A 12437-nucleotide genomic window follows, 5' to 3' on the forward strand; every position below is an offset into this window, starting at 1 on the left:
CCCCCCCCCCCCCCCCCCCCCCCCCCCCCCCCCCCCCCCCCCCCCCCCCCCCCCCCCCCCCCCCCCCCCCCCCCCCCCCCCCCCCCCCCCCCCGCCGCCGTACGGATCCGGTGGGTCTGACCGGGGGTCAGGCACCCATCGCGTGCAGGCCGCCGTCCACGTGGACGATCTCGCCGGTGGTCTTCGGGAACCAGTCCGACAGCAGGGCCACGACGCCCTTGCCCGCCGGCTCCGGGTCGCTCATGTCCCACTCCAGCATGGAGCGGTGGTTCCAGACGTCCGCCAGCTCGGAGAAGCCCGGGATGGACTTCGCGGCCATCGAGCCGATCGGGCCGGCCGAGACCAGGTTGCAGCGGATGTTCTCCTTGCCCAGGTCACGGGCGAGGTAGCGGCTGGTGGCCTCCAGCGCGGCCTTGGCCGGGCCCATCCAGTCGTACTGCGGCCAGGCGAACTGCGCGTCGAAGGTGAGGCCGACGACGGCCGCGCCCTCCTCCGGGAACAGCGGCTTGCAGGCCATCGTCAGCGACTTCAGCGAGAACGCCGAGACGTGCATCGCGGTCGCGACCGACTCGAACGGGGTGTTCAGGAAGTTTCCGCCGAGGGCGTCCTGCGGCGCGAAGCCGATGGAGTGGACGACGCCGTCGAGGCCCCCGAGCTCGTCGCGGACGAGGTCCGCCAGGCGGGCCAGGTGCTCGTCGTTGGTGACGTCGAGCTCGATGACCTTGACGGGCTTCGGCAGCTTCTTGGCGATGCGCTCCGTCAGGGTCGGCCGGGGGAAGGCGGTGAGGATGACCTCGGCGCCCTGCTCCTGGGCCAGCCTGGCGGTGTGGAACGCGATGGAGGACTCCATCAGCACTCCGGTGATGAGGATGCGCTTGCCCTCGAGGATTCCACTCATGGTGATCAGTGACCCATGCCCAATCCGCCGTCAACGGGAATGACGGCTCCGGTGATGTACGCGGCGTTGTCGGACGCCAGGAAGCTGACGGCTGCCGCGATCTCCTCGGGCTGCGCGTAACGACCGAGCGGCACCTGGCCCACGATGCCCGCGCGCTGCTCGTCGGTGAGCACCTTCGTCATGTCGGTGTCCACGAAACCGGGGGCGACGACGTTGAAGGTGATGTTGCGGGAGCCCAGCTCGCGGGCGAGCGAGCGGGCGAAGCCGACCAGCGCGGCCTTGGACGCGGCGTAGTTGGCCTGCCCTGCCGAGCCGAGCAGACCGACCACCGAGGAGATCAGGACGACGCGGCCCTTCTTGGCACGGAGCATGCCACGGTTCGCGCGCTTGACCACCCGGAAGGTGCCGGTGAGGTTGGTGTCGACGACCGAGGAGAAGTCCTCCTCGGACATCCGCATCAGCAGCGTGTCCTTGGTGATGCCGGCATTGGCCACCAGCACCTCGACCGCGCCGTGCGCGTCCTCGATCTGCTTGTAGGCCTGCTCCACCTGCTCGGAGTCGGTGATGTCACACCGCACCGCCAGGACGCCGAGCGAGGTGAGCGCCTCCGGCGGCTCACCCGACCGGTACGTGATCGCGACCTTGTCGCCGGCCTCCGCGAAAGCTCGGGCGATGGCGAGGCCGATGCCCCGGTTTCCTCCGGTGACGAGAACCGAGCGGCTCAACGGATCACCCTTTCGAGTAGCGGTCTGAATACCAAAAACCTATCGGTCGCATCGCCCGTTCGGAGAATCGGTCCCCGACAGGGCCTTGCTGCGGGCTCTGTCGAGTCCCTACAGAAAGATGTAGGCACAAGCGCCCCGATCGCGACATGATCGGGGCGACCGGCCCCGACCCCGGGAGGACTTCCGTGCCCCATACCATCGACGCGGCCTTCACCGCGCTGCCCTTGCGGGCGCTCGCCGACGCGGCGCTCGCCCGGGCCCGCGCGCTGGGCGCCGAGCATGCCGACTTCCGGCTGGAGCGGGTCCGCAGCGCCTCCTGGCGCCTGCGGGACGCCAAGCCCTCCGGCGGGTCCGACACCACCGACCTCGGGTACGCGGTCCGGGTGGTGCACGGGGGCAGCTGGGGGTTCGCCTCCGGTGTGGACCTGACCATGGACGCCGCCGCCAAGGTCGCCTCGCAGGCCGTGGCCATGGCGAAGCTGTCCGCCCAGGTGATCAAGGCCGCCGGTTCGGACGAGCGCGTGGAGCTCGCCGACGAGCCGGTGCACTCGGAGAAGACCTGGATCTCCGCCTACGACGTGAACCCCTTCGAGGTGCCGGACGCGGAGAAGGCGGCGCTGCTCGCCGACTGGAGCTCGCGGCTGCTGGCGGCCGACGGAGTCGCCCACGTGGACGCCTCGCTGCTCGCCGTCCACGAGAACAAGTTCTACGCCGACACCGCGGGCACCGTGACCACGCAGCAGCGGGTCCGCATCCACCCGCAGCTCACGGCGGTCGCCGTGAACGCCACCACGGGCGAGTTCGACTCGATGCGCACCATCGCACCGCCGGCGGGCCGCGGCTGGGAGTACCTGACCGGCACCGGCTGGGACTGGAACTCCGAGCTGGAGCAGATCCCCGGGCTGCTCGCCGAGAAGATGCGGGCGCCGAGCGTCGAGGCCGGGCGCTACGACCTGGTGGTGGACCCGTCCAACCTGTGGCTCACCATCCACGAGTCCATCGGCCACGCCACCGAGCTCGACCGGGCGCTGGGTTACGAGGCGGCGTACGCGGGGACCTCCTTCGCCACCTTCGACCAGCTGGGCAAGCTCAAGTACGGCGCGCCGATCATGAACGTGACGGGTGACCGCACCGCCGAGCACGGGCTGGCCACCGTCGGCTTCGACGACGAGGGCGTCCAGGCGCAGAGCTGGGACCTGGTCAAGGACGGCACCCTGGTCGGCTACCAGCTGGACCGGCGGATCGCGAAGCTGACCGGCCTCGGGCGCTCCAACGGCTGCGCGTACGCCGACTCCCCGGGCCACGTGCCCGTCCAGCGGATGGCGAACGTGTCGCTCCAACCGGATCCGGGCGGGCTGTCCACCGAGGACCTGATCGGCGGGGTGGAGCGCGGCATCTACGTGGTCGGCGACCGCTCCTGGTCGATCGACATGCAGCGGTACAACTTCCAGTTCACCGGCCAGCGGTTCTTCCGCATCGAGAACGGCAAGCTGGCGGGGCAGTTGCGCGACGTCGCGTACCAGGCCACGACGACCGACTTCTGGGGCTCGATGGAGAAGGTCGGCGGCCCGCAGACCTACGTCCTGGGCGGCGCCTTCAACTGCGGCAAGGCCCAGCCGGGCCAGGTCGCGGCGGTCTCGCACGGCTGCCCGTCCGCGCTGTTCCGCGACGTGAACATCTTGAACACCACGCAGGAGGCCGGGCGATGAGCTCGTCGATTCGCACCACCAAGCCCCACGAGATCGTCGAGCGGGCGCTGGAGCTGTCCACCGCCGACGGCTGCGTCGTCATCGCCGACGAGGAGTCCACCGCCAATCTGCGCTGGGCGGGCAACGCGCTCACCACCAACGGCGTCACCCGCGGCCGCACCCTCACGGTCATCGCCACGGTCGACGGCAAGGAGGGCACGGCCTCGGGGGTCGTCTCGCGCTCCGCCGTCACCGCCGCCGACCTGGAGCCGCTGGTACGGGCCGCCGAGGCGGCCGCGCGCGGGGCGGGCCCGGCCGAGGACTCCCAGCCGCTGATCACCGGCACCCCGAACTCGCCGGACTTCGCCGACGCCCCCGCGGAGACCACCTCGGCGGTGTTCGCGGACTTCGCCCCGGCCCTCGGCGAGGCCTTCGCCCGGGCCCGCGCGGGCGGCCGGGAGCTGTACGGCTTCGCCAACCACGAGCTGGTCTCCACGTACGTCGGCACCTCGACGGGCCTGCGGCTGCGCCACGACCAGCCCATGGGCACCCTGGAGCTCAACGCCAAGTCCCCGGACCGGCAGCGCTCGGCCTGGGCGGGCCGCTCGACCCGGGACTTCAAGGACGTGGACCCGACCGTGCTGGACGCCGAGCTCGCCGTACGCCTGGGCTGGGCGGAGCGGAAGATCGAGCTGCCCGCCGGGCGGTACGAGACGCTGCTGCCGCCGACGGCCGTGGCGGACCTGCTGATCTACCAGATGTGGTCGGCGGCGGCCCGGGACGCGGTGGAGGGCCGTACGGTCTTCTCCAAGCCCGGGGGCGGCACCCGGCTCGGCGAGAAGCTGTCCGAGCTGCCGCTCACCCTGCGCAGCGACCCGAACGCGCCGGGCCTGGAGTCCGCGCCGTTCGTGATCGCGCACAGCTCGGGCGACGACGCCTCGGTGTTCGACAACGGCCTGCCGGTCCCGGCGACCGACTGGATCCGGGACGGTGAGCTGGCCAAGCTGACCACGACCCGGCACACCGCCGGGCTGACCGGCCTGCCCCTCTCCCCCGGCTTCGGGAACCTGATCCTGGACGGCGGCGGCGACAAGTCGCTGGAGGAGATGGTGGCGGATACCGAGCGGGGTCTGCTGCTGACCTGCCTCTGGTACATCCGCGAGGTGGACCCGGCCACCCTGCTGCTCACGGGCCTGACCCGGGACGGCGTCTACCTGGTGGAGAACGGGCAGGTCGTCGGCGAGGTCAACAACTTCCGGTTCAACGAGTCCCCGGTGGACCTGCTGTCGCGGGCGTCGGAGGCCGGGCGGACCGAGAAGACCCTGCCGCGCGAGTGGAGCGACTGGTTCACCCGGGCGGCGATGCCCGCACTGCGCATCCCGGATTTCAACATGAGTTCGGTCAGCAAGGGCGTCTGACCCACCTAGACTGATCGTTGCAACGAAGTGTTGCAATTCCGATCATCCGAAGGAGTCGAGAGACCGTGACGGACATCGTCGACGAACTGAAGTGGCGTGGGCTGTTCGCCCAGTCCACTGACGAAGAAGCGCTGCGCAAGGCCTTCGCGGACGGTCCGGTCACGTTCTATTGCGGCTTCGACCCGACGGCCGCCTCGCTGCACGTGGGGCACCTGGTCCAGGTGCTCACCGTGCGCCGGCTCCAGCTGGCCGGGAACCGGCCGCTGGCGCTGGTCGGCGGGGCCACCGGGCAGATCGGTGACCCGCGGCCGACCGCCGAGCGGACCCTGAACGACCCGGAGACCATCGCGAACTGGGTCAACCGGCTGCGCACCCAGATCGAGCCGTTCCTGTCCTTCGAGGGCGAGAACGCGGCGCTCATGGTGAACAACCTGGACTGGACGGCGGGCATGTCCGCCATCGAGTTCCTCCGGGACATCGGCAAGCACTTCCGCGTCAACAAGATGCTGACGAAGGACTCGGTCGCCAAGCGGCTGGACTCCGACCAGGGCATCAGCTACACCGAGTTCAGCTACCAGCTGCTCCAGGGGATGGACTTCCTGGAGCTGTACCGGCGCTACGGCTGCGTGCTCCAGCAGGGCGGCTCCGACCAGTGGGGCAACCTGACGGCCGGACTCGACCTGATCCACCGCGTCGAGCCGGGCGCGGTCGTGCACGCGCTGGCGACCCCGCTGATGGTCAAGGCGGACGGCACCAAGTTCGGCAAGTCCGAGAGCGGGGCCGTCTGGCTCGACCCGGAGATGACCACGCCGTACGCGTTCTACCAGTTCTGGCTGAACGTGGACGACCGGGACATCTCCACCTACATGCGGATCCTGTCCTTCAAGTCGCGCGAGGAGCTGGAGGCGCTGGAGGCGCAGACCGCCGAGCGGCCGCAGGCGCGCGCCGCCCAGCGGGCGCTGGCGGAGGAGCTGACGACGCTCGTGCACGGCGCCGACCAGTGCGCCGCCGTGATCGCCGCGTCGAAGGCCCTGTTCGGTCAGGGCGATCTGGCGGAGCTGGACGAGGCCACGCTGGCCGCGGCCCTGTCCGAGCTGCCGCACGTCCGGGTGGCGGAGCTCGGCCTGGTGGTCGACCTGCTCGCGGAGACCGGCCTGGTCGCGAGCAAGTCGGCGGGCCGCCGCACGGTGAAGGAGGGCGGCGCCTACGTGAACAACGCGAAGGTCACCGCCGAGGACGCGGTTCCCGCCAAGGAGGACCTGCTGCACGGGCGCTGGCTGGTGCTGCGCCGGGGCAAGAAGAACCTGGCGGCGGTCGAGGTCACCGGCGCCTGACGCCCGACGCCTGACGGGGCGGCACGGCCGTCACGGCACGCACGTCACGGCACGGAGCATGACGGAGGGGCCGGTTCGGACACACAGTCCGGCCGGCCCCTCCGTCATGCGCATGCCCCGGGGTGCCTCACACCCTCTGGCGTTTGCCGCCCCGCATGGCCACGTAGATCATCTCGCCGATCCCGACCACGGCGACGGCTCCGGCAAGCTGCAGCAAGTGCCGGACCCAGTCGATGCCCCGGGTGTCCTCGACACCGATCCAGGTGGCCACCGCGTTGCCGAGGACACCACCGATGATGCCGAACACGGTGGTCAGCCAGAGGGGCTGGTGCTGCTTGCCCGGCAGGATGGCCCGGGCTATCAGCCCCAGCACGAAACCGACGATGATCGCCCACAACCAATGCATGTCGAGCCTCCTCCTGGCGCGTTGTGCGCACGTGGGCCCAGTCTCGGTCCACCCGGCACACCGCGCATTTCGGACAGCTCCATTGGGGCACCCTCGGGGCACTCTCCAGGGGTGGCCCCCTCTCCTCGCGGACACGGGGGCGGCGTACGGTGGGAGGTCCGGGCCGGGGAGTGTCCGGCGGGCGATCGGGTGGTGGAGCGTGGAGCGGACGAAGCGGCAGAAGCGGAACGGGACCGAGGTCTTCAGGATCACCGGTGCGCGGATGGGGCTCGCCGAGGACGTGCGGGGCCGACAGCGCCGATACGTGATCTCGATGACCGTCAGGACCCTGTCGGTCATCGCGACCGTGCTGTTGTGGAACGTGCAGCGCCCGGTGGCCATCGTGACCCTCGTGGCCGGGGCCCTGCTGCCCTACGTGGCCGTGGTCATCGCCAACGCGGGGCGCGAGTCGACGCCCTCGCTGCCCTCGCACTTCGTCCCGGCTCCCGTGCTGCCGGAGCTGGACGCCGGAAAGCTCAAGAAAAGCTCAGATCAATCATGAAGTTCCGGTGCACTCCACGGGGTCCTGCGTGACATACTGCCTACGCGCTCCGCATCCCCCGTCGGAGCGACGGACCGACGCCGGGCAGCTCCCCCCGTGGCTGCTCGGCGTCGCCTTTCCGTTCTAGGGTTGGGCCGTGACTTCCTCTGACTTCTCCGGCCCCGACGAGACCCCCATCTGTTCCGCCAAGGGCTGCCGCGAAGCGGCCGTGTGGGTCCTGGCGTGGAACAACCCGAAGCTGCACACGCCGGAGCGACGCAAGACCTGGCTGGCATGCGAGGAGCACCGCGAACAGCTCTCCCAGTTCCTGGGGGTCCGCGGTTTCCTCAAGGACGTCGTGAAGATCGACGAGTGGGTGCAGCCGGAGGGCTCGGAGCGCCTCCGCTGACCCCGCAGGGGACCGTTCAGCCGCCGATGGCGGACATCGGGCGGTCGGGCTGGAGGAAGGACGGGTCGTCGAGGCCGGACCCGGCCTTCTTGCCCCACATCGCCACCTTCCACAGACGGGCGATCTCCTCGTCCGGGGCGCCCGAGCGCAGGGCGGCGCGCAGGTCCGACTCCTCGGTGGCGAACAGGCACGTACGGATCTGGCCGTCGGCCGTGAGCCGGGTACGGTCGCAGGCGCCGCAGAACGGGCGGGTGACCGAGGCGATGACGCCGACGGTGGCCGGGCCGCCGTCGACCACCCAGCGCTCGGCCGGGGCGGAGCCGCGCTCGTCGGCCCCTTCCTCGGTGAGCGTGAAGCGGGTGCGCAGGGATTCCAGGATGTCCCCGGCGGTGATCATGCCGTCGCGCTTCCAGCCGTGCTGGGCGTCGAGCGGCATCTGCTCGATGAAGCGGAGCTCGTACTCGTTCTCCACGGCCCAGGCCAGCAGGTCGGGGGCCTCGTCGTCGTTGAGCCCCGGCATGAGCACGGCATTGACCTTGACGGGGGTGAGGCCGGCCTCGCGGGCGGCGGCCATGCCGTCGATGACGTCGTGGTGCCGGTCGCGGCGGGTGAGGGTCTTGAAGACCTCGGGCCGCAGGGTGTCCAGGGAGACGTTCACCCGGTCCAGGCCGGCGGCCTTCAGGGCCTGCGCGGTGCGCTTGAGCCCGATGCCGTTGGTGGTCAGGGACATCTTGGGGCGGGGTTCGAGGGCCGCGCACTGCTCGACGATCCCGACCAGGCCGGGGCGGAGCAGCGGCTCGCCGCCGGTGAAGCGGACCTCGGTGATGCCGAGCTGCGTGACCGCGATGCGGATCAGCCGGACGATCTCGTCGTCGCTCAGCAGGTCGGACTTCCCGAGCCACTGCAGTCCCTCTTCGGGCATGCAGTAGGTACAGCGCAGATTGCACCGGTCGGTGAGCGAGACGCGCAGGTCAGTGGCCACGCGGCCGTAGGTGTCGAGAAGCACTGTGGGCCCCCTCCCCTGTCCGGATGTAGAGGTACGCGCGACCTTTTGGATCTACTTCACGCGTTCTATTTCGAGACTACGCGACCCGTGTGTCGGCCAGAGGTGCCCAAATGAACGAGACGTAACGTGGCCGCGTCGTAGGGACCTACGACGCGGCCACGCTCGGTGTTCGGTCGAACTCATAGAGCCCGCTCAGTGCGCCCCTGTTCCGGTGAGGGAGCGCACCTCCAGCTCGGCGAACTTCTGCGGGTCGGCCTTCTCCTTGGACAGGACGGTTCCCAGCCAGCCCAGCAGGAAGCCGAGCGGGATCGAGATGATGCCGGGGTTCTCCAGCGGGAACCAGTAGAAGTCCGCGTCCTTGAACATCGAGGTGGGCTTGCCGGACACGACCGGGGAGAACAGCACCAGGCCGACCGCCGAGACCAGCCCGCCGTAGATGGACCAGAGGGCCCCCTGGGTACTGAAGCGCTTCCAGAAGAGGCTGTAGAGGATCGTCGGCAGGTTGGCGGAGGCGGCGACCGCGAAGGCGAGCGCGACCAGCCCGGCCACGTTCAGGTCGCGGGCCAGCGCCCCCAGGCCGATGGCGACGGCGCCGATCACGACCGTGGACCAGCGGGCCGCGCGCACCTCCTCCTTCTCCGTGGCGTTGCCCTTGCGGATCACGTTCACGTACAGGTCGTGCGCGAAGGAAGAGGAGGAGGCCAGGGTGAGGCCCGCGACCACGGCGAGGATGGTGGCGAAGGCGACCGCGGAGATCACGGCGAGCAGGATGGCACCGCCGGTGGAGTCGGCGCCGCCGCCGATCTCCTGGGCGAGCAGCGGGGCGGCGGTGTTGCCGGCCTTGTTGGAGGCGAGGATGTCGGCCCGCTTGAGCAGGGCCGCGGCGCCGAAACCGAGGGCGATGGTCATCAGGTAGAAGGCGCCGATGATGCCGATGGCCCAGTTCACGGACTTACGGGCGGCCTTCGCGGTGGGCACCGTGTAGAAGCGGATCAGGATGTGCGGCAGACCCGCGGTGCCGAGGACCAGGGCGAGGCCGAGCGAGATGAAGTCCAGCTTCGAGAGCGAGTCCTTGCCGTACTTGAGTCCGGGCTCCAGGAACTTCGTGCCCTGGCCGCTGTTCTCGGCGGCCTGGCCCAGCAGGGCGGAGATGTTGAAGTCGAACTTCAGCAGCACCAGGAAGGTGATCAGCAGGGCGCCCGCGATCAGCAGGACGGCCTTGATCATCTGGACCCAGGTGGTGCCCTTCATGCCTCCGATGGTCACGTAGACGATCATCAGCACGCCGACCAGCGCGACGACGGCCACCTTGCCGCCGTCGCTGGTGATGCCGAGGAGCAGCGAGACGAGCACGCCGGCGCCGGCCATCTGGGCGAGCAGGTAGAAGATCGAGACCACGATGGTGGAAGTGCCCGCGGCGGTGCGGACGGGCCGCTGGCGCATCCGGTACGCGAGGACGTCGCCCATCGTGTAGCGGCCGGAGTTGCGCAGCGGCTCGGCGACGAGCAGCAGGGCGACCAGCCAGGCGACGAGGAACCCGATGGAGTAGAGGAAGCCGTCGTAGCCGAAGAGGGCGATGGCGCCGGCGATGCCGAGGAAGGACGCGGCGGACATGTAGTCGCCGGAGATGGCGAGGCCGTTCTGGAAGCCGGTGAACTGGCGGCCGCCCGCGTAGAAGTCGGCGGCGTCCTTGGTCTGGCGGCCGGCCCAGATGGTGATGATCAGGGTGGCGACGACGAACAGCCCGAACAGGGTGATGATCAGCGGGCGGTGCTCGCTCGCTCCGGCGGCGACCGTCAGGTGCGGGATCGCGCTCATCGGCCGGCCTCCATCCGCGCCTTGATGGCCTCCGCCTTGGGGTCGAGCTTCGTGGCCGCGTGCCGCGAGTACAGCCAGGCGATGAGGAAGGTCGTCGCGAACTGGGCGAGACCGAGCACGAGGGCGACGTTGATGTTGCCGAAGAGCTTGGTCCCCATGAAGCCGCCCGCGTAGCTGGACAGCAGGACGTAGAGCAGGTACCAGGCGATGAAGGCCACGGTGAGCGGGAAGGCGAAGGAGCGGTAGGAGGTGCGCAGTTCGCCGAACTCGGCGCTCTGCTGGACGCTGGCGAAATCATCGGCCGTGGGGCCCGCCAGTGGCGTTCCCGCGCTGCCCGGCGGCGGCGCTGCTTCGGTGGTCACGGGGGGATCTCCTTGTGACGCGGGTGCGGTGGGGACGACGGACAAAACAACCTCCGTGTGGGGGACGGTGGTGCTGAGCCCCCTTGTCAACGGCACGGCCGGCGCGTCGGGACGGTTCAACACCCGCGGATTCTTCGGAAACTGATTTCTCGAACTGATGGCGCAGAGGGGAACGGCGACGCTAGGTTCGCGTGTCATGAACCCGTCCGACGCGACCGCGTACGGACGGCTTTCTCGAAGATGATGTGGAGAACCCATGGCTCATCTGGGATCCGGCCGCCGGCGTGCCCTCGCCGTACCGGTCGGCCTGGCGCTCACCGCCTCGCTCGCCTTCCTGCCCTCGGTCGCGGCCTCCGCCGCTCCGCTGGGCAACACGGCGGACGCGGCGACGGCTTCGAAGGCCGAGACCACCGGCCCCAAGCTGTCGTACGTGGCGAACCTGAACTCCTACGCCACGGTGAAGGCCGCCAAGAAGGCCATAGAGCGAGCCGGTGGAACGGTGGTGACGGCCTATGAGGAGATCGGGGTCGTCGTCGCACATTCCCAGAACCCGGACTTCGCCAAGCAGCTGCGAGCCCAGCGCGGCCTGTTCGTGTCGGTCGGCGCCACCCGGACGGCCCCGATGCAGGCCGTGCAGACCACCGAGGAAGGCGCCACTCAGCGGTTGAGCGAGGCGGACGCCGCCAAGGCGGCGGCGCAGGCCCAGGAGGGTCAGGAGCCGCTCGAGTCCAACCAGTGGGACCTGCGGGCGATCAAGGCCGACGAGGCTCACAAGATCAACGATGGCAGCCCGGACGTCACCGTGGGCATCATCGACACGGGTGTCGACGACACCCACCCCGATCTGGCCCCGAACTTCTCCAAGGGCCAGTCGGCCAACTGCGTCGGCGGTGTCGCGGACACCACCGAGGGCGCCTGGCGCCCGTACGCCGACGGCAGCGACCACGGCACGCACGTGGCCGGCACCATCGCGGCCCCGCGCAACGGCATAGGCATCAGCGGTGTCGCGCCCGGCGTGAAGATCGCCGCGATCAAGGTGAGCGAGCCCGGTACCAGCCTCTTCTACACCGAGGCGGTCGTCTGCGGCTTCATGTTCGCCGCCGAGAAGGGGATCGAGGTGACCAACAACAGCTACTACGTCGACCCCTGGCTCTACAACTGCAAGGCGGACGACGACCAGAAGGCGCTGGTGGAGGCCATCGGCCGGGCCACCAAGTACGCCGAGCGCAAGGGCACGCTCCACGTGGCCTCGGCCGGCAACTCCAACCACGACCTGGCCGCGGACTCGATCCTGGACGAATCCAGCCCGAACGACACCACCCCGGGGCCGCGCACCATCGACCCCAAGGTCTGCCTGGACCTGCCCACGCAGCTGCCGGGCGTGGTCACGGTCTCGGCGACCGGGGACAAGGGCCTGCGCTCGTACTACTCCAGCTTCGGCCTCGGAGTCGTGGACGTCGCCGCCCCCGGCGGCGACAAGTGGCAGGTCCCGGCCACCCCGGACGCCAACGGGCGCGTGCTGTCGACCATCCCGGGCGGGGCCTACGGCTACAAGCAGGGCACCTCGATGGCCGCGCCGCACGTGGCGGGCGTCGCGGCGCTGCTCAAGAGCGCCCACCCGTCGGCCGCGCCCTCGCAGATCCAGGCGATGCTCAAGGGCCAGGCCACGAAGGCCGCCTGCCCGAGCCAGATATACAACAGCGCGGGCACGCTGATCGACGCCGCCACCTGCCAGAGCAAGTGGGGCCAGACGGGCTACTACGGCTACGGCGTGGTCGACGCGCTCAAGGCCGTCAAGTAACCGGCTGATACGGGGAAGGGCCGGGCGGGGTCACCCCCGCCCGGCCCTTTCC

12 protein-coding genes are annotated in these 12437 nt (G+C 70.1%); 6 read left to right on the forward strand and 6 right to left on the reverse strand.

Annotated features, from left to right (window positions below):
- Positions 1-127: 127 nt before the first annotated feature.
- Together fabI and fabG are read right to left on the reverse strand one after the other, a co-directional pair.
- Positions 128-898 (reverse strand): enoyl-ACP reductase FabI, encoded by a 771-nt coding sequence (gene fabI / locus ACZ45T_RS18230; RefSeq protein WP_468442382.1) that lies wholly within the window; start codon positions 896-898, stop codon positions 128-130.
- A gap of 5 nt (positions 899-903) precedes the next feature.
- On the reverse strand, positions 904-1623 hold the full coding sequence (gene fabG / locus ACZ45T_RS18235) for a 3-oxoacyl-[acyl-carrier-protein] reductase (RefSeq protein ID WP_468442384.1): 720 nt from the start codon (positions 1621-1623) through the stop codon (positions 904-906).
- 146 nt (positions 1624-1769) lie between these two features.
- On the opposite strand from fabG, the gene ACZ45T_RS18240 reads away from it, so the two are divergent.
- From ACZ45T_RS18240 to tyrS, 3 genes are all read left to right on the forward strand, one after another.
- Positions 1770-3332 carry a TldD/PmbA family protein gene (locus ACZ45T_RS18240; RefSeq protein WP_468442386.1) on the forward strand — a complete coding sequence of 521 codons (1563 nt, stop codon included), beginning with the start codon at positions 1770-1772 and terminating at the stop codon, positions 3330-3332.
- On the forward strand, positions 3329-4729 hold the full coding sequence (locus tag ACZ45T_RS18245; RefSeq protein WP_468442388.1) for a metallopeptidase TldD-related protein: 1401 nt from the start codon (positions 3329-3331) through the stop codon (positions 4727-4729). The genes ACZ45T_RS18240 and ACZ45T_RS18245 overlap by 4 nt, the downstream gene beginning before the upstream one ends.
- 65 nt (positions 4730-4794) lie before the next feature.
- Positions 4795-6063, forward strand: coding sequence for a tyrosine--tRNA ligase (gene tyrS / locus ACZ45T_RS18250; RefSeq protein WP_468442390.1), 1269 nt, complete (start codon positions 4795-4797; stop codon positions 6061-6063).
- A gap of 127 nt (positions 6064-6190) precedes the next feature.
- Here the strand turns inward: tyrS and ACZ45T_RS18255 are convergent, their stop codons facing one another.
- On the reverse strand, positions 6191-6469 hold the full coding sequence (locus ACZ45T_RS18255; RefSeq protein WP_468442392.1) for a GlsB/YeaQ/YmgE family stress response membrane protein: 279 nt from the start codon (positions 6467-6469) through the stop codon (positions 6191-6193).
- A 262-nt stretch (positions 6470-6731) separates the two neighbouring features.
- Here ACZ45T_RS18255 and ACZ45T_RS18260 point away from each other — a divergent pair, with 262 nt between their 5' ends.
- The gene (locus ACZ45T_RS18260; RefSeq protein WP_468442739.1) at positions 6732-7010 is read left to right on the forward strand and encodes a DUF3099 domain-containing protein; all 279 of its coding nucleotides are present in this window, start codon (positions 6732-6734) and stop codon (positions 7008-7010) included.
- A 136-nt stretch (positions 7011-7146) separates the two neighbouring features.
- On the forward strand, positions 7147-7398 hold the full coding sequence (locus ACZ45T_RS18265) for a hypothetical protein (RefSeq protein ID WP_468442394.1): 252 nt from the start codon (positions 7147-7149) through the stop codon (positions 7396-7398).
- A gap of 16 nt (positions 7399-7414) precedes the next feature.
- On the opposite strand, the gene moaA is transcribed toward ACZ45T_RS18265, so the two are convergent.
- The 3 genes from moaA to ACZ45T_RS18280 all read right to left on the reverse strand — a co-directional run bounded on the left by moaA (position 7415) and on the right by ACZ45T_RS18280 (position 10584).
- Positions 7415-8404 carry a GTP 3',8-cyclase MoaA gene (gene moaA, locus ACZ45T_RS18270; RefSeq protein ID WP_468442396.1) on the reverse strand — a complete coding sequence of 330 codons (990 nt, stop codon included), beginning with the start codon at positions 8402-8404 and terminating at the stop codon, positions 7415-7417.
- A gap of 192 nt (positions 8405-8596) precedes the next feature.
- Positions 8597-10222, reverse strand: a complete 1626-nt coding sequence (locus tag ACZ45T_RS18275; protein ID WP_468442398.1) for a solute symporter family protein — start codon at positions 10220-10222, stop codon at positions 8597-8599.
- Positions 10219-10584 (reverse strand): DUF485 domain-containing protein, encoded by a 366-nt coding sequence (locus ACZ45T_RS18280; RefSeq protein ID WP_468442400.1) that lies wholly within the window; start codon positions 10582-10584, stop codon positions 10219-10221. Before ACZ45T_RS18280 ends, ACZ45T_RS18275 begins: the two co-directional genes overlap by 4 nt.
- 256 nt (positions 10585-10840) lie before the next feature.
- Here ACZ45T_RS18280 and ACZ45T_RS18285 point away from each other — a divergent pair, with 256 nt between their 5' ends.
- The gene (locus ACZ45T_RS18285) at positions 10841-12385 is read left to right on the forward strand and encodes a S8 family serine peptidase (RefSeq protein WP_468442402.1); all 1545 of its coding nucleotides are present in this window, start codon (positions 10841-10843) and stop codon (positions 12383-12385) included.
- Positions 12386-12437: the final 52 nt, after the last annotated feature.

The organism is Streptomyces sp. NPDC030995, assembly GCF_055571215.1.